The organism is Cocleimonas flava (assembly GCF_004339015.1).
Taxonomy (GTDB): Bacteria; Pseudomonadota; Gammaproteobacteria; order Thiotrichales; family Thiotrichaceae; genus Cocleimonas; species Cocleimonas flava.
The window spans coordinates 509,024-532,150 of record NZ_SMFQ01000002.1 but is presented as its reverse complement, the minus strand read 5'-3'; the positions used below and the strand labels follow the sequence as shown (position 1 = coordinate 532,150).

General features: G+C 36.4%; 19 protein-coding genes. 4 read left to right on the top strand and 15 right to left on the bottom strand.

Translation table 11 applies throughout. The annotated features are described in order from the left end of the window. Positions 1-9 precede the first annotated feature (9 nt). The 13 genes from EV695_RS02455 to cysC (EV695_RS02395) form a co-directional block, all read right to left on the bottom strand. Entirely contained in the window at positions 10-969 is a 960-nt protein-coding gene (locus tag EV695_RS02455; protein ID WP_131904322.1) for a polysaccharide deacetylase family protein, read from the bottom strand. Further along, the gene (locus tag EV695_RS02450; protein WP_131904321.1) at positions 966-1,760 is read right to left on the bottom strand and encodes a sulfotransferase domain-containing protein; all 795 of its coding nucleotides are present in this window, start codon (positions 1,758-1,760) and stop codon (positions 966-968) included. The genes EV695_RS02455 and EV695_RS02450 overlap by 4 nt, the downstream gene beginning before the upstream one ends. 303 nt (positions 1,761-2,063) lie before the next feature. After that, positions 2,064-3,224, bottom strand: a complete 1,161-nt coding sequence (locus EV695_RS02445) for a hypothetical protein (RefSeq protein ID WP_131904320.1) — start codon at positions 3,222-3,224, stop codon at positions 2,064-2,066. A 69-nt stretch (positions 3,225-3,293) separates the two neighbouring features. Further along, entirely contained in the window at positions 3,294-3,956 is a 663-nt protein-coding gene (locus tag EV695_RS02440; RefSeq protein ID WP_131904319.1) for a class I SAM-dependent methyltransferase, read from the bottom strand. Positions 3,957-4,136: 180 nt separating this feature from the next. Further along, entirely contained in the window at positions 4,137-5,381 is a 1,245-nt protein-coding gene (locus tag EV695_RS02435; RefSeq protein WP_131904318.1) for an MATE family efflux transporter, read from the bottom strand. A 51-nt stretch (positions 5,382-5,432) separates the two neighbouring features. Continuing rightward, entirely contained in the window at positions 5,433-6,575 is a 1,143-nt protein-coding gene (locus tag EV695_RS02430) for a glycosyltransferase family 4 protein (RefSeq protein WP_131904317.1), read from the bottom strand. Then, a complete protein-coding gene (locus tag EV695_RS02425) occupies positions 6,572-7,549 on the bottom strand; it encodes an NAD-dependent epimerase/dehydratase family protein (RefSeq protein ID WP_131904316.1) in 978 nt (325 codons plus the stop codon). Before EV695_RS02425 ends, EV695_RS02430 begins: the two co-directional genes overlap by 4 nt. Then, positions 7,546-8,736, bottom strand: a complete 1,191-nt coding sequence (locus EV695_RS02420) for an NAD-dependent epimerase/dehydratase family protein (protein ID WP_165874594.1) — start codon at positions 8,734-8,736, stop codon at positions 7,546-7,548. The genes EV695_RS02425 and EV695_RS02420 overlap by 4 nt, the downstream gene beginning before the upstream one ends. Continuing rightward, positions 8,736-9,833 (bottom strand): polysaccharide biosynthesis protein, encoded by a 1,098-nt coding sequence (locus EV695_RS02415; RefSeq protein ID WP_131904314.1) that lies wholly within the window; start codon positions 9,831-9,833, stop codon positions 8,736-8,738. Before EV695_RS02415 ends, EV695_RS02420 begins: the two co-directional genes overlap by 1 nt. After that, entirely contained in the window at positions 9,826-10,437 is a 612-nt protein-coding gene (gene cysC / locus EV695_RS02410; RefSeq protein ID WP_131904313.1) for an adenylyl-sulfate kinase, read from the bottom strand. Before cysC (EV695_RS02410) ends, EV695_RS02415 begins: the two co-directional genes overlap by 8 nt. A gap of 46 nt (positions 10,438-10,483) precedes the next feature. Then, positions 10,484-11,455 (bottom strand): DHH family phosphoesterase, encoded by a 972-nt coding sequence (locus tag EV695_RS02405; protein ID WP_131904312.1) that lies wholly within the window; start codon positions 11,453-11,455, stop codon positions 10,484-10,486. A 37-nt stretch (positions 11,456-11,492) separates the two neighbouring features. Continuing rightward, positions 11,493-12,677, bottom strand: coding sequence for a nucleotide sugar dehydrogenase (locus EV695_RS02400; protein WP_131904311.1), 1,185 nt, complete (start codon positions 12,675-12,677; stop codon positions 11,493-11,495). A 135-nt stretch (positions 12,678-12,812) separates the two neighbouring features. After that, entirely contained in the window at positions 12,813-13,415 is a 603-nt protein-coding gene (gene cysC, locus EV695_RS02395; protein WP_131904310.1) for an adenylyl-sulfate kinase, read from the bottom strand. Positions 13,416-14,087: 672 nt separating this feature from the next. On the opposite strand from cysC (EV695_RS02395), the gene EV695_RS02390 reads away from it, so the two are divergent. The 3 genes from EV695_RS02390 (at position 14,088) to EV695_RS02380 (ending at position 17,210) form a co-directional block, all read left to right on the top strand. Next, positions 14,088-14,414: a hypothetical protein gene (locus EV695_RS02390; RefSeq protein ID WP_131904309.1), complete on the top strand. Its 327-nt coding sequence runs from the start codon at positions 14,088-14,090 to the stop codon at positions 14,412-14,414. 98 nt (positions 14,415-14,512) lie between these two features. Continuing rightward, positions 14,513-15,940, top strand: a complete 1,428-nt coding sequence (locus tag EV695_RS02385; protein WP_131904308.1) for a hypothetical protein — start codon at positions 14,513-14,515, stop codon at positions 15,938-15,940. 328 nt (positions 15,941-16,268) lie between these two features. After that, positions 16,269-17,210, top strand: a complete 942-nt coding sequence (locus EV695_RS02380; protein ID WP_165874593.1) for a foldase protein PrsA — start codon at positions 16,269-16,271, stop codon at positions 17,208-17,210. 2 nt (positions 17,211-17,212) lie between these two features. Here the strand turns inward: EV695_RS02380 and EV695_RS02375 are convergent, their stop codons facing one another. After that, complete coding sequence (locus EV695_RS02375) at positions 17,213-17,893, bottom strand: hypothetical protein (protein ID WP_131904306.1); 681 nt, start codon at positions 17,891-17,893, stop codon at positions 17,213-17,215. A 7-nt stretch (positions 17,894-17,900) separates the two neighbouring features. Beyond that, entirely contained in the window at positions 17,901-18,749 is an 849-nt protein-coding gene (locus tag EV695_RS02370; protein ID WP_131904305.1) for a sulfotransferase, read from the bottom strand. Positions 18,750-18,903: 154 nt separating this feature from the next. On the opposite strand from EV695_RS02370, the gene EV695_RS02365 reads away from it, so the two are divergent. Further along, positions 18,904-23,094, top strand: a complete 4,191-nt coding sequence (locus tag EV695_RS02365; RefSeq protein WP_131904304.1) for a hypothetical protein — start codon at positions 18,904-18,906, stop codon at positions 23,092-23,094. Positions 23,095-23,127: the final 33 nt, after the last annotated feature.

Sequence of the window (23,127 nt, the reverse complement as noted above, 5' to 3'; positions counted from 1 at the left end):
TGACAACTATTAACTAGCTATCAGGTCTTTCATGCTTTTGGTATTAATCAGTCCTTTCTTCTCTAATTTTTTAGCGTACATGATCATTTTTTTATACCAGCGTAAAGATTGTTTGATATCTTTGCCGAAATTGTGAGGGTGTGTCCATATATGGATGTCTTCTTTTCTAAAAATGCGATAGCGTACGGCAAATATAAAGCGGAAATAAGCAATCCAGTTGATGATTTCGTTTTTTGTTGATCCTCTTAAAAATAATGTAGCTTCCGTAAAATGTAGTAAATCAGATTCCGATCCTGAGGTGGAGCGGGACTGTGGCAATAAATCTATGATTTCATTTACTGGTAAGTAATAATCAAGTGCTCTTAGTAATCTAATTACTTTGTTAGGCTTCTTGTATGCAAATCCACTATATAAAAAATTATTGGGGTTAATGCGCACACACTTTATCCCGCTATCACTTATGCTTTTTGCATAGCGTGCTTCATAAACGTTTTTAGGCATAATCATGGAGACTACATTTTTATCTAAAGACTGGGAGAGTTCTGAAAACTTTTCAAAATCAGTTTTAACTGGGATACTATCAGTCTTATAGTCATCTAAAAATATATGAAAATAGGTGTGGGAAGCTAGCTCTTGATCTTCAGTTGCTATAATTTTATCGATGATGTCACCGTAATATGATAGCTTTGTATTAGAGCTTAGTTTCTTAAAAATCCCCTTATTTTCTATTTCAGAATTTTTAAAAATATTATCAAAAAAGAAAGATAAGTTTTCTGATCTGTTTTTTTTATCTGCAGCTAACCCTACAATAGCCCAAGTTGCAGGAAAAGAAAATTCGTCATGGATATCAAGTATTTTGTCTGCTACTAAATTAGAGTTAGTTACATTGCTTTGGATATAACCGTAATTTTTCCGGCCGTATAACCCCCATAACAACTCGTAATCAAATGATATTATAAAGTTACTCATATTTGGTATTTAGCCTCATCTTCATTTACGATTTTTTGAATTAGATCAATTTCTTCATCGTTCAGTTCCATTGGCTTTACTGAGTTTTCAAGGTTTTTATGTAACCCTAAATTTTTAAAAAAGTTTACGAAAGAATACATCCCTAATCTACGAAAAAAGCGAGCGGCACCAGAGATAAAATGAGTAATTACTGGGAATGATGAAACTTTAGCTGGGTTAATTATTTCCAAATCTGGGTCACAGTCAGAATTTTTAGAGGTTAGATGCCTAAAACCATTTTGAAAGAATGTATTGGGAGAGCTATTGAGCTCTTCAAAGTCTAGAACACAAATATTTTCTTTAGGAAAAATTGAGTAAAACCTATTGATGTTTTTATTAAATTTTAATTCTTCTCGAAACCACTCCTGATTTGAAAGAGCTTCGTAAATTGTATCTTCTGTCAAAAGACCTCTTCGCTTAGCATGAATATAACGAGACACAACATATTCTTTTGGTTCTCTTTTAATTGCTAATATTTTCATATCTGGGTTGTAATCAAATATTTTTTTAGCAGCAGACAGGTCGTAGATAATACTGGTGTCTACTTCCAGCATTATTTTACTATCATCATCAGGAAATAAGTCGTGATAGCCTTCGACCTTTAATTTGTTGTTTTTCGAGAAAAATCCAGACTCTTTCACCTTATCGGATACTACTACAAGTGATGATTTCTTAAGATTCTCATATACCCAAGTGGTTCCAGATTTACGCATTCCAATGACTAAACCACTAACTATATTTTTGTTATTCACTTCTTTTTATGTTACCTAATTAAATGTTACTTAGTTCAAGTTTATATGCTTATTTACAATGTGAAAAATTAGCTATGTATTGCTATGTTAGTGCCTCGGATATGGTAACGAAATTTTTTGAGCTTTGCACTTCTTATAAACCATTTCAAAAGTTCCAATGAAAATATTGATTTTTCCCATAGGCACTAATTAAATAAAAATTAAGTTTAACCTTGAAAATTAGTTAATGAAGATAAGGCAAACAGTTTTCAACTGTTAGCAATAAACTTATTTATCTAGATGTATAAATAAGTATTAAGTATTTTAGTATCTAATATTTTTATTGGGTGGGGACGTTTTATTCAAAAAAAGTTTAGCGAAAATAATAACAAGAAGCCAATTGTGCGTTAGATGATGTCTGGATGATGTTCCATAGTTGGTCGTGCCGGCAGCCCAAAGCATTGTTGTAGCAAAATACATCCCAACAAGGAATAGTGTTGCTCCATCAATATTTTTTCTGAATTTCCATACAATAAAAAGTGCATAGGCACGCCAAATAGCTTCTAAAAAAGCGTATAAGTCATACATGTTTGAAATACGTGTTGGAAAAGGTTGAAATAAATAGTTGATAATGGCAACTGGGTACGATTTTAAAAAAGCAAGTGGGCTATTGAACTCAACTCTTGTTCCATATGATGCTCGTTCATCGATTCCAGCTTTATACTCGAGAATTGTATTTATTTGTTCTTGATCATTATTTACTAAGGAATTTAACTCACGTAGTCCCGCTACATTTAGACTGGAAAGGTAGGTTAATAAAAGAGCGCCAGAAATCAATCCTCCTGAAATAAAAAAGAGCACTATCATTCCCTTTGCAGAATTTATTTTTGTACTTTTTAAGCGGTCGTAAATGATTATAAGACCTGCAACAAAAATTAATACAGCAAAAGCCTTATGTAAACTAAACATGAAAAACGAGAAAAATAATAATTTTAACCATAAGCTAGGTGTTGAACGTATTCTTAGACGCAAATAAGTATAAATAAAGCCCGAATACATAAATATCATCAGGGGTTCTCTCATTGAAGTGCTAGCCCTAGTGATATATGACGGCCACAGAGCAATGACTAGAATGACAAAAATCCGATATCTACCCTCAACCTCCAATATAATCATGACTTTATTCATGAAATACATGGTTCCTAATATCGCAAAAATATTGAGTTGAACCGCGAGGTATTCATCTGCTCCAAAAGCTCTATAAAGAATCCCAAGTGTCTGTGTGTAAAACTGTGCATTTACAGCAAATTCAATAGTTCCATTCAATGCCCATTCTGTTGCAGACTGATGGAAGACTTCAGCGTCTTTAGTTGCTCCCTTAAGGTTTATTACATATGAGTTTATAAAGCCTACAATCTCATAGATGAAGAAAACAAGCATATATACAATTGGTAAAAAATAAGCTGATCTTTTTTTAATTGGCAAAGCTGTTTTCCATTTTTAATTGATAGTGTGTAAATTGCTTACACACTCGCACGAAAGAAGATTACATTACTATTCGAAAAACTCTATGTCATAAAAGCAAGTAGAATGTCGAATCTTTTTTGGGAGGGGAATATATCTGTCAAAAGTTCGTGAACCATAGGTTATTGATGATAACTTCAAGTCATGTCTCTGCATTAATTGCCTAATAGTGGTTGGGCAGTACCAATGAACATGTTCAGGGTTTACATTAATTTCACCGTTTTTACTGGTTAAGAATTTAAATAGTTTTCTTGCTGAAAAAATATTTGGTGTAGATATAAGCAAGTGGGAGTCTTTATGCATATGGCGTTTACAGCTTGATACAAATCCACCAACGTTATCTAAGTGTTCGATGATATCACCTGCGACGATCACGTCAAATTTTTCTTCTAAATCAAAGTCTTGAGCGTCCGCACAAGTAACTGTATACCCTCTTTCTTTTAAATTATTTATTCCTTCTTGAAATATATCAATTCCTTGAATCTCACTTGCAACTTCTTTTATTGCTTTATGTAGCCAAAATTTACTTTTCCAATTGTCTTGATTATGCTGAACACATCCAATATCTAATACTTTTTTATCCTTACATCTATCCATGTAGTATTTGATTTTAAAATCATTATATTCAGTTTTTTCCTTGTGCTTGGCTTGTGCAGGTATTTTATTTCCAGCAATGTAGGAGTTATCTTTCATTAAATGTGTCCGCTAATTATTTTATGTAAAATTGTGAGTATATAGGATTCTAATGTTTATCGTGAGGCTTGTAATTCGAAGTATTTATTTAATGCTCTTCTAATAAAAACGAGGTCAGTTTAAACTTGGTGTCATTTTGTGAAATTAACTCCATCTCGAACTTCAACGGTTTATATTCCATTATGCTGCTTCGATCTTTCTAATTATTTGCAGATAACGTAGATGCATGACGAACCCTTTTGCTAAAGCCATGATAAAAAATGTTATATAAATGCCATCCATACCCAACCAATAAAACTGGAAAGGGTATAATACTAAACTAAGTGTCAAAAAAATCACCTGCATTTTCATCAAAAACCTTTCTTCTCTTGCAAACAAAAAAGCAACATTTATGGCTCCAACTGATGATATTGCTGCATGTGAAAGTGCTAATAGCATCCAATGCATGTTTGATAAATCTTTAAGTAGGTCATTATTTGGAAAAACTAAAAAAATCAGTGCTCCAATACTCATAATTAGCGCTATAAAACCAAAAGAAAATATTTGAGCAATTTTAATTCTTTTTACGGAAGTTTTGTTTAATATCGCTATACCATCTGGAAATACAAACTTTGGCATAATGATGTTTTGGAATATTGTTACAAGCGATATTATTGCTGCAACCCTTTCAAGATAACGAAATTCACCCAGTTGCTCAGGGTTAATAATAAAGCTCAATAAAGCATAGAGAGAAACTGTCTGAAATGTCCCTCCAAGTCCGGCAATGAATATATTTAACCTTTCTTTATTAATTCCAGTGCGAGACTTTTTTTTAATTTCAGAATTAAATAGTTTATAAATCGTTTCTTTTTGCAGGAAAATTGAAATGACGATAAGAGAAATGAGTATAGAAAGGGTTAATTTGAGTAGACTAGTCAAAGATGTATCAATGTAGGATGCTAACAACCATATGCTCGAGGCAAGTACAAATTGTACAAATCCTATTTGTGTGATACTTGCATAGTGTGTTTTCCCTGTGCCGACACCAACCGAAGTGAGGTTGCTACCAAGCACAAGTAACACGGCAATCGGCATCATATAGACATACTGAGAAGGAAGGCTATCTGAGGGCCAGAAAAGAAAAATTGGTATTGAGATACAAAGAGCAACAATTGAAATGATAAATTGATTAATGACTAGTTTTTTAGATTCGTCATACTTGTCTTCTAAATAGTGTCTGATAGAAAGTTTATCACCACCAAATCGCAAGATTAGTGAAACAAGCGTAGAAATAGATAATATAGAAGTTAAAATACCAAATTGCTCAAGTCCAAGTGCTGCTCCAGCAACTAATGCTAATAAAATAGAGCCTCCAGCACTAACTGCCCGTAAGAAAACGGAAAGTATTAATTTGGGGGCTTTTGTAGATCTTATATACTTATTCACGGACAGATTCTTTCATTCAATATGCATGGTTAGGCTAGGAATAAGTTAATATTAGGTATCGGAAATTTGCAAGCCGATTTCTCGATAACAGGTCAGTGTTTTAGGTGCAGTGACAGAAATATCAAAATCCTGAATAGCATGTTTGCGGGATGCTTTGCCGTAGCTAATGATTCTTGATGGATTATTTATTAGTGTTTTACAGGCGTTATAGAGAGCGGTCTCATCACGAGGAGGTACAAGAAGTCCTGTAATCTCATGGTTAACAATTTCACGACAGCCAGGTATATCTGCACTGATTAGTGCCTTACCTGCGGCAGCCCCTTCCATGAGTATTTTTGAAAAACCTTCTCGATATGATGGTAAAACCACAACGTCTGATTGTTGGAGAAAAGAGGGGATTTCTTTAGAGGATATTCTACCTAAATAATTAATATATCCTTCTTTGTGAGCATTTTCTATGTAGTCTCGGGGAACTCCATTAGGGTGCTCTTCTTCAAGATCACCCGCAATTATAAATTCGACCTGTTTTCCATACTCAGAGTGTAGGCGTTTAGCCGTAGATAAAAGTTCTTTAATCCCCTTGTTCCATACTAGTCGCGAAGCAAACGCAAATATTATTACGTCATTGTTTTTTTCTGTTAATACTTCATTGTATGCAGCGACATCTACCCCAGATGCAATTTGAACTCTACATTTATTTTTTTGAGTTATTTTGTTTTGTAAAACAAAATCTAAATCATGTTTATTTTCAAGTATTACTAAGTCGGCTTTATGTAATGCTAATTTATAAGCGAGCTTGATAATAATTGATGATAATCCCTTGTTTCCTATGGCTCCTAATCCAGTTATCGTGACACAAAACTTATCGACCTTGGTCAAATAAGCTACAAAACCAGCTATAAAAATGGGCTTAGGATTAAATGCGTGAACCAGTTTCGGTTTCTGTGTGCGAATTAGTTTTTTTACTTTCAGAATTGTCTGTATATCCTGAAATATTTTAATTCCATGCCGATAAAAAGATATATCTATAAACTTTGCACCACTTTGTCGAATTTCATCGTCATAGACTGCCTCTGAGTTTGCACCAATGATGACTTGGTATCCTTTTTTCAATAGTAGTTCTATAACAGGCTTGCGTGATCTCGCTCCATTAAATGAACGACCAGTCAAAAGGAGTATTTTCTTATCGTTCATAGTTTTTTAAAGTAATTTATAGTCTGTTCAATGCCGTTGTTAAGCGTGCTATTTATCTGCCATTGAAGAAGGTCTCTTGCTTTTGATGTGTCTGAAAAATTTCTCATTACATCTCCAAGTCGTTTCTCTCCATACTTGATATCAAGCTCGATTTGATGTTTTTTCAAGGCTGATTTAAGAATGTCCATTAATTCATTAAGTGTTGTTTCTCTCGCAGTAGCTATCTGGAAAGTCTCACCTCCAATACCCTCAATGGTGCCCGCTTTTATGACTGCATCTACTAAATCATCTATGTAAATAAAATCACGTGTTTGTGAGCCATCTCCATAAATTTCAACTCTTTTTCCTGTCATTGCAAGGCTTATAAATTTTGCTACGACACTTGACTTGTGTTTTGAGCCTGGGCCATAAACATTCCCAAAACGTAAAGCAATAGTATCTATTCCAAATGTTTTATGGTATGAGGAACAATAACCTTCTCCTGCTAGTTTACTCGCTCCATAAGGGGAAACAGGATGAGGCGGTAATTCTTCATGAATTGGAGGTTCTACTTCTCCTGCTGGGGCGCCACTGGAGGCAAATACAAATCTTTTTACATTATGAAGACGGGCAGCTTCTAGCATATTGAATGTACCAATTACGTTGCATTCCATATCTAAGCGAGGATCTTCAACTGAATTAGGTACACCTGTATTTGCGGCGAAATGAATTATTGCATCTATATTTTTGCAGGCAGTGTTTGTTAGAAAAGAATCTCGTATATCGCCTATGATTAATTGACATTCTCCTTTGTGAAGGGAGGGGATCTCAATTGAATGGTCTATTTCGTCAAAGTCGATGGCTCCAGCCAAGTCTTTACGTGTTCCGACTGTTAAATTATCCAATACTCTAAAAGAATTTTCTTTGTCCTTAGCTAGTTCTTTAATAACACTAGTTCCAAGAAACCCGCAACCACCTGTAATTAGCCATCTCATGCCCACTTTACCCCTTTAAATATTACGTCTTTACGAATATTTTTTTTATGTTTTTCGATTATTTTAAACATTTTTTCCATTACCTGTTCGTCAAGGTAGTGGGGTGTTACCCCTATGTCTTGAAGACCTTGATATGTGGGGTTGTAATAATGTTCTTCTGCTTCCTTTCTTGGGTTTTCTATATGATCTATTTTTACATCGTACCCTAATTTATTGCCAACTTTTTGGGCTAAATCAGCAAGCTCATTTGCTGAGAAGGTTTCCATGATCTGATTGAAAATTCGTAGTTCATTGGCTTCGGCGGGGGTTTTTACAGCCATTTCTATGCACTGTAATGTATCTTTGATGTTTAGGTAACCTCTTGTCTGTCCTCCTTTTCCATATACTGTTAGAGGATATCCTACGATTGATTGAACTATGAATCTGTTAACTATGGTGCCGAATACCTCGTCATAATTAAAAATAGTTTTCAAACGATCGTCAATGTTCGATTCTTCGGTTTCAATTCCATAAACAGGGCCTTGCATTAAGTCTGTTATGCGTAAGCCCCACATGCGAACACCAAACCATTCCAAATCGGTATCCATGATTTTGGTTGTGTGATACAGAGAGCTGGCTTGTCTGGGAAAGAGGAACTTATCTTTTCTTCCTTTGTGCTCTACTTCAAGCCATCCTTCTTCAATATCAATGTTTGGAGTTCCATATACTCCCATAGTGCCTAGTTTGATTATGTGAGTATCTGGTGAAAAGTCACGTACCGCCCAAATTAAATTGTTTGTTACTCGAAGGTTATTTATCAGTGTAAAGTCTGCTTGTTTGTAATTTGCCACTGAATAAGGCGCCGAAGGCTGTTCCGCGTAATGTATAACTGTCTCTGGTTTGCCAGAAAATTTATTATTGATTGCCCACTGGTAACTTAAATTATTTCCAGTGAATAATGAACGCATTACTTCGGGTTCAGATAAATCGTCGATAACAACCTTTATCTCTTTGCCTGTTTTTTCGTGCCAAATTTTAGCTCGTTCGATTAGTGTGGGCACAGGGTAAAGCATGCCTGTGTCTAAAGTTGTGCAGGCATTGCGTCTGAAGTAATTATCTACAACTGTTACGTCGTGTCCACGACTGGAAAAATGCATTGCTGTTGGCCAGCCTAAGTAGCCATCTCCACCTAATATAAGTATGTTCATTATTTTTGCTTCTCCTCTTTGTCTCCTGGCCAGTATCGTTCACCAAATTTATCCTCTTCAATGCCTAATAAATTATTAGAAATTAGAAAATCTTTTATTTCTTCTGGCGTCATCATCTGAGCTTCTGATGAGATATAAGGATCGTCGACTATTTCATTAACAACGTTTTTATATTTATAATCGATATCTTGTTGGAAGCCTCTAAATGCAGGAAGTACAGAGAAATATTGTTCTAACTCAACAGCTCGGCGAGTTTCTTCATCACTCATTAGTTCTTCATATAGTTTCTCACCAGGCTTTGAGCCTATTATGTTAACTTTTAGATCTTCAGGCTTATGCCCATAATGCTTTGCCAATAGTTCGATCATTACTTTGGCCATATCCGCGATCCGCAGTACTGGCATCTTGGTGATGAAAACCTCACCTCCCTTTGCTTGTTGGGCTGAATCAATAACCAGGCGAACAGATTCTTCTACTGTCATGACAAATCTCGTCATTTCAATATCAGTTAATGTTATTGGGCCTCCATTTTGTATTTGTTTTTTAAATATAGGGATTACAGACCCGTTTGAACCTAATACATTTCCAAACCTTGTGGATGCAAATATTGTGTTAGACTTTTTAGAGCTGCCATTTGCAGCAGTCATAAGTCTTTCGCCCATTAGTTTCGATGTTCCCATAACATTAGTCGGGTTTACCGCTTTGTCTGAGCTTGTAAATATTACTTTCTCAACATTATTTGCTTCTGCGGCATAAATAATATTTTGGCAGCCAGTAATATTTGTTTGGACAGCTTCATACGGAGATCTTTCGCAAAGAATTACATGCTTTAAAGCTGCCGCATGAAAAACAATATCAATACCTTGCATTTCTCGGGTTAAAACATCTCTATCACGAATATCTGCTAGGTGAAAGCTTGCTCTTTGGTCGTCGAGATATAATTGATCGATAAAAAATAGTTCGGATTCGTTATTATCTAAGCCAACTACAGATTTTGGTTTATATTCTTCATTGCATAAAAGTGCTTTTACTAGTTCTGAACCAACGGTTCCACATGCACCTGTAATAAGTATGTTTTTGTTTTGTATACTATTCATGATTTCCTTGAGTGACTAAGTTTTTCTTTTGAAGATTGTCTATTATTAACTTTACTTCTTCTCCAATAGAGAGGTTGTTAGTATTTACTACCATATCCGGTTTAATAGGTTCCTCATAGGGTGCTGAAATACCAGTAAAATTAGGTATTTCGCCTTTTCTTGCTTTAGCGTAAAGGCCTTTTGGGTCGCGGTCTTCGCAAACATCTAAATCACATTGACAATACACTTCATAAAATTCACCGTGTGGTAAGCGGCTCCGTACTTTTTCTCTGTCTGTTCTGTAGGGTGATACAAATGCTGCAAGTACGATTGTTCCGCTCTCTACGAATAGTTTTGCGACTTCGCCTATTCGACGCATGTTTTCATTACGATCTTCTTCGGTGAAGCCTAGGTCGGAGCAAAGTCCGTGACGTACATTATCCCCATCTAAAACAGTAACATTATGGCCACTATCAAATAATTCTTTTTCGACGGCGTTTGCTAGTGTTGATTTCCCAGAGCCTGACAACCCGGTAAACCAGAGTACAAAGCTCTTGTGTTTATTTCTTTCTTGGCGTTGTTGTCTGCTTATGTGGTTGTTGTGCCAGTATACGTCTTTGGTCATAATTTATTCTGTTCTGTTGTTTGAGCTAGATTGTAGAAAATGCTAATTAATGTGTGTAGGTTTTCTTCAATAGATCTATGAAGTTATTCAATTCACCTTCTGGAAGCTGATTTATTCCTGCCGCGCCTTTTCTGCCTCCGCCGCTTGGGAATTGTTTGCATAGTTCACTCGCGTGCTCTAGGTTATTTAGTGGAGCACGTACACTAACAACATAACCGCCTTTTGGATTGTTGCTTAATATGGCGTGCGCTCTTTCTGGGTATTGATTGGCTAACTGGTTTCCAAACACGCCGCTTACTCTTCTTGCCCATATTTCATCGGGTAGTTTGTAAACTGCAATATTAGGGGTGGCAATTTCAGCTTTCAGGTTGGTTGTTTGTGCAATGTCGTTATCATAACCTGCTTGAAGCTCTAAATAGACTGAGCTTGTGTCTTCAATAAAATCCAAAGGTGAGGTGTAAGAAACCATTTTTTGGTAAAGGTCATCAGGCTTGAAATGTAAATCGTCAAGTGAGCTGCCGTATCCATTGTAATTAATGCTGATTCCTAGTCGTTTTAGCTGACTAAGTTGATCTGAATTTATGGATAAGCTTTGTGCGGTTTTTTCTGCACTTTGGTTTAGATTGTCTCCGAAAGCCGCAACTGCTGCCCATTCCGTATATTCCCCTTTTAAGTAATCATCGACCAGTAAACTGGTGCATGTTTTTGGGGAAGTATCGATAATGGTATTTAAGTTGGTGTGGTTTGGTATTTCGCCAGCCATGTGGTGATCGACATAAAAAATAGAAGCGCCTTCGGATAATAGGCGTTTTACATCGCTACTATTCTTCTCCATTGAGATGTCGAATACATTGATTTTATCTTCTTTGTTAGCTGAAACGCGATCAAGCAGTTTTATGTCGCGCTTTACACCTGTAACAAGTGTTGATTCTGCCGGATGGGCGAGGCGAAATTGTATTAGCGCACAAATGCCATCTGCATCGCCATTGAATACATCTATATTGTTTGAATCGTTCATTTTTAATTCGCTAATTCAAGATTACGTTATGCTCTGCTTAAGAATCATTGCCAAATAGGTCGCGCGTGACTACTTTTTCGGCAGTGTCTTGAATGTCGTCAGATAAGCGGTTTGCAACGATTACGTCAGATTTTTCTTTAAAGGAGTTCAAATCTTGTATAACGGTCGAACCTGAAAATTCCTTTTCATGCAACTCCGGCTCATAAATAATCACTTCAACCCCTTGAGCCTTTAAGCGCTTCATTATTCCTTGAATAGAAGAAGCTCTAAAATTATCAGATCCGCTTTTCATGATTAATCGATAGATGCCAACCACTTTAGGTTTTCTTTGCAGAACTAGTTCGGCAATAAAGTCTTTGCGGGTGCTGTTTGATTCAACGATGGCATTAATCAGGTTGCTCGGGACGTCCTGATAGTTTGCTCTTAGTTGTTTCGTATCTTTGGGTAAGCAGTATCCGCCATAGCCAAATGATGGGTTGTTGTAGTGATTTCCTATCCGTGGGTCCAAGCCTACACCTTCTATAATCTGTTTCGTGTCTAGGCTGTGTATCTGTGCGTAGGTATCTAGTTCATTAAAATATGCAACTCGCATCGCTAAGTAGGTATTTGAGAATAACTTTATTGCTTCAGCTTCTGTAGAATCGCTTAAAAGTAGGGGGGTGTCTTTTTTTATGGCGCCTTCGAGAAGTAAATCTGCAAATTGCTGGGCGCGGTCTGATTGTTCGCCAACTATGATACGAGAGGGGTATAGATTGTCGTAAAGTGCCTGGCCTTCTCTTAAGAATTCTGGCGAAAATAGAATATTGTCTGTGCCTAGTTCTTCTTTTATTCTTTTTGTATACCCCACAGGTACAGTGGACTTTATAACCATGATTGCTTCTGGGTTTATCGTTTTGACGTCTTTGATGACAGTTTCTACTGTCGAGGTATCGAAGTAGTTGGTTTCTGTGTCGTAATCGGTTGGCGTCGCGATGATGACGTAATCAGCGTTTTGATAGGCTTCGTGTTTATCAAGCGTAGCTTTTAGGCTGAGCGTTTTGTTTTTTAAGAAATCTTCGATTTCTACGTCTGATATTGGTGATATGCCATTGTTGATTTGATCGACTTTTGCGGCGTCAATATCGAGCGCAATTACATCATTGTGTTGTGCCAGTAAAACTCCGTTAGATAGTCCTACATAGCCTGTTCCCGCAATAGCAATTTTGAAACGCTTTTTGTTCATGATAAGTCTTTTTGGTAAGTCCTTTTGTGCGGCGCATTCTAAACTTAATCATGAATGGGTTGTAGTTTTATTTTAACGACACATGATGTCGCTCAAAAAAAGGCTTGTAAGTGGGGAGGTGCCTAAGCAATTTTGTTATTGGTTCGCGATGAGTCTTTTTGCTTTAAGTCGCTCAATAATAACATTCACCTCTGCTTCTATTGTTAGTGTGGATGTGTTGATTACAATATCCGGTTTGATAGGTTCTTCATAAGGGGCTGATATTCCGGTGAAGTTCTCAATCTCGCCTTTTCGTGCGCGCGCATATAAGTCTTTGGGGTCTCGCTCTTCGCAAACTTCCAGATCGCATTTGCAATAGACTTCGTGGAAGTCGCCATGTGGCAGTCGGCTTCTCACTCTTTCTCTGTCTTCTCTGTAAGGCGATACAAATGCAGCTAGTACAATTGTGCCAGCCTCAACAAATAGTTTTGATACTTCGCCTACTCGTCTCATGTTTTCGTGACGATCTTCTGCAGAAAAGTGAAGATCAGAACAAAGCCCGTGACGAACATTGTCGCCATCAAGCACGATGACATTATGTCCGCTTTCAAATAAATGCTTTTCAACCGCGTTGGCTAAAGAAGATTTGCCAGAGCCAGAGAGTCCGGTAAACCATAAAACAAAGCTCTTGTGATTGTTTCTTTCCTGGCGGTGTTGTCTGGTTATGTAGTTGTCGTGCCAGTAAACGTCCTGTGTCATATTAAATGCATTCCCCCCCAAAAAATAAAATTATGAACCAATAGCTTCTTTGGCGCTGCGAACAAAAGTGAAAATTTGTTATCGACTAATTATTCGAAAGTTTAATGATATCTCAAATTTACGATATAAAGTACCGGTGGCTTGTAGCTTTGTTTGTTTAAAGTTTGTTTAAAATATGTGCAAGGAATTTTGCCAATTGTATTGTTGAGCATTGGTAGCTCATGAAAAGACGTGCTTGAAAAGATTTTCTCTGTGTTGCGGGTGTTCACAAGAGTTGCTATCAAAGGCTAGTTAATTAGTTTGAAAGGCTTTGTGCTGAAGAAATCTTTACATAAAAGGTATCATTCGCCAGATCAAGAAAAAAAAAGGTTTTTTTTTGATCTTAGTGTTGTATAATAGCAACAACGTGTTCGAAAACATCATGATGTTGCGTAACTGCAACACGAGCTAATAAGAAGTAAGATTAGCGATGTTTAATTTAAGGTTTTTATCTTCACGTGTAAATATGTTGGTAAAGATTCAATATTAAGCGAGTATTAAGCGTATGTTTACTACGATGCTTTTAGATTTAAATGGTTTGAATAAGTGAAGTACATTTTTAGTTTTTTTTTAGTTTTTTTTCAATTTCATTCGATCGTTGCGGCAGAAGCTGATGTAGTAGATAGGGAGAAATTGGAATCTCGCGTAAGTGAGCGTTGGGGGGCATTTGTTGATCATAAGTTTGGCGATGCTTATAAATATGCAACGCCTACTTATAGGGCAGTTTTTACTAAAGACCTCTATGTGAGTCAGTTCAGTCACGGTGTTGATTGGAACTTGACAAAAATAGCGGACATAAAATATGATCCGGCTACTAGTGTGGCTACGGTCGAAGTTTTAGTAGAAACTAAGCCTAGAAATTCGAAGGGGCTTAGCGCCGAGGCAACTGTTGCCAGTGTTGAGATTCGTGAGAAATGGCTTCACATTAAGGGCCAATGGTGGCATAGTTCCAGCGAATAGGGGGGTAACACCAGATACAGTCTGTTGTTATTTCTATTATCCAGGTAGTAATGCCGTTAATATAGTAATTTTTTTATAAAAAAATGGAGAGTTCAATAATGAAACAATTTTTAAAGAAGCCTTTGGGGTTGGCGGTAGCGGCTACCTTAGCAATGGGTGGAATGGCTGTTTATACAAACGCTAGTGCTGCTACAGATGCTAACGCACTTGGTGATTTGGCGCTTGTTCCATACTACACAGTTCGCGATAATTTCGTAACTGGCGTACATATTACAAATACTTCTGACCAGACTCAGGTAGTTAAACTACGTTTACGTCGTGGTTCAGATTCTGCGGATGCACTTGATTTTAACTTAATCATGTCTCCTTTCGATGTTTGGGTTGGTACTATTAATGATGATGATGGTGTTTTAGGTATTAGTTCAAGTGATAACACTTGTACTGCTCCTCAAGCGACAGGTACAGATTCAAACGGTAAGCCAAAGTGGGAAGCTCCAGATGTTTTCGCTGCAAATGGTGCGGCTGATGAAGGTTACCTAGAAGTAATCGGTATGGCGGCAGCTGATGAAGATCAGCCGATCTCTGTTGCTGCACTTCACGGTTCTGATGGAACTCCACGTAGCTGTTTGTCTGCACGTAGTAACTTCTTCATAGCTAACCAGTCTGGTCCAGCTGCTACTACTTCTACTGCGGGTCCAGCTGCAACTCAGGGTGACAGTGTTTATGAGGAAACTGGTAATGTATTGAAAGTATCTTACTTTATCCGTGATGCTGCTACTGGTATGGAAATGGGTGATAATGCGACGCATATCGTTGATTTCTCTGATGAGGCAATGATGACTCACCAGCAGGGTGGTTTGAATAATGGTTTGCTTACTGGGTTTGATTTCCCTGATCTAGATGGTGGTATTGCTGGTCAGCGTGGTCTTTATGATTCGTCGATCCGTCTTTCACTAGGCGCAGACGCTATCATGAACGATTGGTCTTTCAATGCTACTAATGGCGTTTCTACAGATTGGGTTGTTACAATTCCTGGTCAGTATCTAATGGATGATCCTTCGGATAATGGTTCTGTAATCGTAGATGGTACTAGCGATGTTACAAACCACAGAGATTTACCTGTGACTGCTGCTTTTGCTGTATATGACCGTGAAGAAGCGACTCCAACTGAAGAAGAAGGCGGATTAGTTATATCTCCATCTCCAGAAGTTGAAGTTCCAACAACTGAGTTTGAGAGAGAGACTAACGTAATTGAGTGGGGCGGCAATAAAGTCTTTAATACTGTTGCACCGACTAAAGTTGATCCAGGTCTTGCTAATTCAACTGGTTGGGCTGCATTGTCTATCTCTAGTAACACAGTTGCCCCTTTAATCTATGATCAAACAGATGTTACTGGTGGTACTTCTGCGGCTCCTATTAATGGTATCCCAGTTATAGGTTTTACAGCTTGGCAGCGTACATTTACAGACGCTTCTAAGAACTATGGTCGTATTGTTGGTCATAGCCGTATAAATCCAACTCCTTAATTTAATTTGTAAATACATTTTAAGTTAACAAAAAGCCGATACCTTATGTATCGGCTTTTTTGTGTGTGTTTTATTTGTCTTGGACATCATTCAGATGTCTTTATTTGCAACTCCTTGCTTGATTGTTATTCTTTAGTCTCTATATAAAATTACTGTTATAAAGCAGAATCATTAAGGTCTAAAAATGAATAAGCCCTTTAAAGAATCGTTTTTTAAAAGACTTGATTTTCTTGTTAAATAGAATACGATTCCTCCATCTAATTAATCTTTAATTCTTATGTTGAAAACAAACTATTTAATAAAAATCATGGTTTTGATATGGTTCTTTATGTTTCATTCTGTTTATGCGGATGAAGTGGAGAAGGCTAGTAAAGAAGATGTCATTATCAGTGATTCTGGATTTGATGTTAGCTACCAGGAAATAGAAAATGCAATTAAATACTGGCCGGAGAAGGATAGATTGCAGGCTATGGATGATGATGCATTAAAGTATAATCTTCTCAGCCGTTTTGTGCAGAATCTAAAAATTGCTAAAGAAATGGAAAAAATCACAAAGGAAAGTGATCCCGAGTTATATTGGCAAAGAGAATTTGCGGTTAGAAACTTGCAAACAAAAATCTTTTTGAAGCATTACAAAGATAATATTGTAGTACCCAATATGGATGAGCTTGCAAAAGAGCTGGCGGTAGTCAATAAAGATAAATACGCTAAAACACCAGAAAGACGGAAGGCATCTCATATTCTAATAATGTGTCGAGCAGGGGAATGTGATAGAGATGAAAAGCGACCTCTTGCTGAAAAAATTCTTAAAGACTTGAGAAGTGGTGAGAGCTTTGAAAAGCTGGTTGCAAAATATTCTGATGATCCTGGTTCTAAAGCAAGAAAAGGCAAGTTATTGCCTTGGATAATAGCTGGGCAGCCAAAAATGGATAAATACTTCGTGGAGGGACTTTATTCTATAAAAAAAGAAAAAGATTACTCAGATTTAGTTGAGACCCAATTTGGTTTTCATATAATCCGCTTAGATGAATTAAAAGAGTCGTCTTATATGTCTGAAGAAAAGATCTTGCCTGGTATCGTAGAGGACTTAGAAAATCAATACCGCGCATTGTCTGAAGCTGCGTTTACGAGTAAGTTCATCTTGTCAGATAGCGCATATATAAATGATGACAAACTAACTGAGATTCTTAAGCAATATGTGGTTAGGAAAGAAGTCAAAGAGAAAAGAAGGCCTGTTACAATTAAGCAATTTATAAGGCCAAGTCAATAGAATTACCTGTTCTTGTCTCTTAATGTAAGTGCTCTATGGTATAAAGAATAATCTTTGCTATGGTGTCTCAGGATTTCTGATTTTAAAGACTCGCTTAAATTATATTTATTTTGATCTATATGTTTATTCACATTTTCTTTATATGTGGATAATGGTTCCTTTAATATATGGTTTGCAAAGTAAGAAAGATCTGAATTATAGTGTTCCACTATTCCAATGAAATCGAAAAGATCCAGTGGGAATCCCCATAAGAATTTAGAATAGGTATTTTGGAGTTCGGGCCCTAAACAAAACCTTTCTAATGACCAGTTCTCGTCACTAAGCTTCTTGAGTAATGGTTGATTTTTTGCCTTCTCGTCCGAGTAGTGACGCTTCATATAATAATACTGTGAAGCTAGTCGTTCAGCGGGTTCTCTCATCCATGTTACATATTTGAAATTAATTTTAGATTTATGAAAACGATATTTTAATGGTAAAAAATGACCATGAATGCATTGGATTTCGTCAAAATTTTTAAAGTAATTACGAGAGGATTCTATTGCAGCATGTTTATTGCGTCTAATATTAGAATGGTGAAGAGGTAAATCGGCATAATCTTTTAGAAGCTTTTGTCCAAAGCAATCAGATAAGGAGTTAGCAAAGCTTGAGCCAGCTGTTTTTGGTAAGTGTACTGAAATTAACATAGGGTAATTATGTGTTAAAGCCTAAGGTCTCAACAAAGTCTATATCTTCTTGGTCGAAAATAGTCTTACTGAATTGTTTGTACCTTCCTATAGATACTGGAGGTTTTATAAAAGATTTTAGTTTATCAATGTTTCTTTCTTTAATAGGAACGTTGAGGAAATCAAGTAGTTTTGGTATTTCTGTTCCAGGATTTATGCAGAAATTATCATAATTTATTAACAAGAAGTTACTTCCCATAGATTTTGTTATTTCTAACAGTCTCTTATGGACTATGCACCAATACTTTAAAGAATAATGAGGTGTTTGTTTGAAGTTTTTTCCAATAAACTTTTCCCCCCATAGAAACTGCTGGTTTTGATTTGCGCTGTGAGCCATATCTAATCCATTTCTCATCACATGGATATACTTCATATTTGGCATGAGGTTGACGAGTCGATCAAGAATAATATGGGTATTAGGTTCTTTCCAAGCCCAGTTACGGGTGATTGGAGTCTCTTCGTGACTAGAGAATAAGCTATTGGCTCTTTCTTGAAAAAACTCTACGGGTAAGTGTCGATGCTCATGTATTAGCGCTTTTACAATATTTTGTTGTTCTTGTGTTAGAGGTTCTTTTGTAAGCATTCCTTGTAAGAAAATATTTAGCAAATCATGTATCTGCTCGTTACTGTATTTAAGCACATCTATGTGTTTAAAAAGTAAAGTGAACCATAAATTGTCTTTTGCTTTATTGAGGTCTGAGCCAATGTAATAATTTAACTCTTCCAGGCAGCTAGCTAGAAGCCTCGTGCCGCTGCCTCCAACTCCTCCTATGGCTATAGGTGAGATTTCATTTTCCAGTCTTTTTAAAACATCCATTATCTTTCTCAACTATAGAATATTTGCGATATACTCGTGAAATTATTCGTGAAGCCTGTGTGCATGTAAAGTGAATATATGGTTTTTTTGTATTTACCTATATGAATACTCACATGGCTTAGAGTATGAACTGAGAATGGGCTAAATTTAATAAATGAAAGAATGTATTGTTGTATTGGGGATGCACCGCTCAGGTACATCTGTTTTATCTGGTTTAGTCGCTGCTCAAGGCTTCTATTTGGGGTCTGATGAAATGCCTGTTCGAGAAGATAATCCCAAGGGATTCTTCGAGAATATGAAAGTCTATCGTTTAAATCAATCTATCTTAGAGGACTACAAAACTTCGTGGGATGATTATTTTTTTACGGTAGATAAAATCAAGCCGAATGACTTCCATGAGTACCTTGCTTCCGCCAAAGCTATTTTAAAAGAAGAATTTGGTCCTGCAAAAAGGATTTTTATTAAAGATCCGAGGATGTGTTTACTGTTCCCTTTGTGGGAAAAGGCATTGCTTGATTCAGGTTACACAATAAAGGTTATTCTCGCTTACCGCAGCCCAATGGAAGTGGGGCATTCTCTCAAAGTAAGAAATGAAATGGCTTTGGAAAAAAGTCTTCTCATGTGGTCTCATTACTTTTTTCAGGCAGAAATAAGCAGTCGTCCTTACGAACGTTTATTAGTGCACTACAGTGCAGATTTTCAGGATTTAGAGGCTTTTGTCTATAAGCTGGGTGAGTTTTTACAGGTAGAGGTTATAGATGAGATTTTAGAGCGATCGAAGCAACTGTATACGCCCAGATTGACACATCATAAATCTCTTGAAGATAATTTAAGCGAGGCAGTTCCATCATATTTGATAGATTTAATAAAAATATTAGCCAAAGGTAAGTTAACTGACTTTAAGCAATTTGATGCGATTGAGTCTGAGTTTTATCTCTCTCAAAGCTTATATTTATATAATGATATTAATCTAAACCAAAAAATAGAGTTTTTAGAGTCAGAGTTATCAGAAGCGGAAAGTAATTTACAATCGAAGAAAATAGATTTAGAGGAACTTAAAAGTAGTTCAGAAAAGGCATACAAGGAATTACAAACTGAAAAACAAGAAGCGTTAAAACAAAAAGAAGCAGAAATTATAAGAAAAGTGGAAGACTGTAATAAGCTGGTGAGTTTATTGCAAGAGTCAAAAGATGCTCTGAATAAAGAGAAGCAAGCTAAAGACTTGCTAAGTAAGCAGAAAAAGCAACAACTTGATTTAGGTAATGAGTTATTTATTTCAAGTTATCAGGATAAAGCATGGCAGAAAAAATTTGCTAGAATTTTTAAAGAAAGCAAATATTTTAAGATAAAGAAAGCATTATTGCCTTTTGCCAAAAGTAAAAATAAGACTTTTCTGCAAGATAAAATTGAAATAATTGAGTCTGGTTTATTTTCTAGTTTTTATTATTTAACTAACCATCCGCAGGCTTGGAAAAATAATGTTGATCCGTTAAATTTTTATAATAAACATGGTTGGAAAGCAGGGCATAACCCGGGACCACATTTTAATACTAGAGAATATCTCTCAATGTATGAAGATGTGGCGCAAATGGGGGTTAATCCATTACTTCACTATATCCGTTATGGTAGGAAGGAAGGACGCTTTCCGATGCTTCCCCGCGACCAGAATCAACAGGCTTCTCCAGTTGTTGGAGGGTTTGCTGCTGAATCTAATCATGCAAAATATCATGGCCCTACAAAAGGTAGAATCGATGGATTCTGCGATGGTGTAATTTCTGGATGGCTGTTGACGCAAAGTAAAGGTTGCACTCCAATTATTAAAGTTAATGGTATTCCAACTTTAACCGAAGCTTTAGATCAAGATGTGCTTGATGAAAATGGTATTAGCCAACACGGTGGTGGTTTTAAATGCAGAGTTATTTCATCAGTAGAAGAAAAAGCAGAAATTGAGTTATCTGTTCTGAATGAAGATGGGGTCACTCAGGTGCAGAAAAAAACTATCAAAAATAGTTTTTTGAAACCTAATAAATTTCAAGATTTAGATAAAGCATACGAGATATCAAAACAGAAAGGAGCGGTCGCGATAACGGTGTGGGAGGGCGCACATAACCCTATCGGGAGAGCAAAAGTACTTTACGATATTGTTAAATCAAAACGTCCGGTTGTTTTATTCGCATATATTTTTGGTGAGTTTGGTGCAGATCTTTGGATGCCGATGAGAAGTTTGGGCATGCATATTGTACTTATTCCCTATGCTGAACGTGAAAATTATCAGGCTTATATTCAACATCGAAATATTAGTTTTGATACGGTTTGGATTTGTAAACATAGGCTGCATAGTTTTGAATTGGCGAGTTTTATTACAAAAGATGATTCTGCCTGTATTCTTGATATGGATGATAATGAAGATGTCTTTGTGAGCTCGAAAGGATCAGAGCAGAAACCTTATGGAATATTTAGTAAAAATAAATCCAATTTCTATTTAGGCAGAGTTAAAAGCAGATCGGTCGCGAGTATATCTATTCAGGAGGAATATGGTGGAGAGATTGTTAGACATGCGAGAGAGAAGTATTCTAATTCCAGTAATGATAAACCTAAAAATACGACAAAAACGGCTGTGTTTATTGGAACGATTCGTGCGCATAAAAATGTTACACAGTTAGTCGATGCTATACATAGTTATAACCAGAACACTGATGAAAAGATAAAGCTGGCTATTGGTGGTGATTTTAATCCGCCAACTTTAAGGCAAACGCTAGATACGCCAGATACCATCATTTTAGATGAAGTAGCTAACGAGGATTTGTTTGAAACCCTGGCAGCGTATGATGTGGTTATCACGGGATATCCAGATAAAAAATCAGAAAACTCAGAAATAAATAAATTACAAATTACGTCTAAAATTGGAGATGGGTTGACCATTGGGAGACCTGTGCTTACTCCCAGTTCTCCATCAGTGGAGGATTTGCATGATGTTTCTGGTTTGTATGTCTTTGATAGAAGTACATTCAATGACCAACTTAAGGCGGCTATAAACCATGATGGTGAAATAAACTTGCCTGACGCGTTTACGATCGAAAAATCATTTGAAACTTTCGAAGCTCTTGAGAAATCAGCAAAAACAGATTCGAAAGCAGGGGATATTTTCGAGCTAGAGCCCTTCTACTCAAAAAATAATAAAAGTAAGGCAGGCAAATCGAATATTGTATTAGTCTGGAAGCAGCATGATTCTGGTATTTATGGTCGCAGAGTTGATCATTTAGCGCGTTACTATAAACAGAAGCATCCCGATTCTCATGTTACTGTTATTGAAATCCTTGATGAAGCGAATTTGAGTGATTTTGAAAACACTGGTGCTGTTTTTGATAATTCTACTGTCATTGTTAATAACGTGCTTTCTAAAAAGATTTATCGTTATGATGTAGATGGTATTAATTATCATTTGTTGACGTATACAGATCATGATGGATTAAACTCATTAGAGAAAAAGTTTAATGCCTTTTTAACGACAGAGCATATCTATCCGGATAATTCCGTTATGGTTCTGTTTCCTCTAATTCAACAGTTTAGTCTTTTACTCGAGTCATTAGTCGCTTATAAAGTGATTGTGGATATTGTAGATAACCAAGTGCAATGGATGAAAAAACCTGAAGTTAGATTGCAGGGTTTAAAACAATACCATGAGTTGATTACATTAGCGGATGAAGTCGTTGCAAATTCGCCGACTAACCTTGAATACTTTGATGATTTACACTTTTTTGAAGGTAAGAAACCGCACTTTATTGCTAATTGGTATTCTTTGCCGAGTAATTTTGAATACAAACGAGCGGTGAATAGTGGAGAAATCAATCTGATTTATTCTGGTAATCTTAATGATAGAATCGATTGGGATTTGATGGCTAAAATTTGTAAAGCCTTATCAGGTGTCTCTGGCTATTTACATATTGCGGGTTCGGCAATCAGACAATCCGACAAAATGAAGAAGTTACTACGCAATGAAAATTGTATCTATCATGGGGTGATTGGAGAAACGAATTTACTTAGATTGTTGCAGCACGTGAACTTCGCTGTGGTGCCCCATAAAGAAGATCGTATTTCCAAGTTTATGGACCCAATCAAATTAAAAATGTATAAAAAACTGGGGATAACAAGTTTAACAACTAAATTGCCCAGTCTGCCGGAGGATGATCCGATGATTATAGTCGCTGAATCTAGTAATGATTTTATTAGTAAATTGGATTCGATGCTGGCAACCCATAGTTACAAGACTGATCGTCATGATGATAATCCAAATGATGATGTCGGTGATAAGTATATCAAATTAATAGACCAGCTTATTTCTTAGGGATTTATTAATGATATTAGGCACCCCCCCACT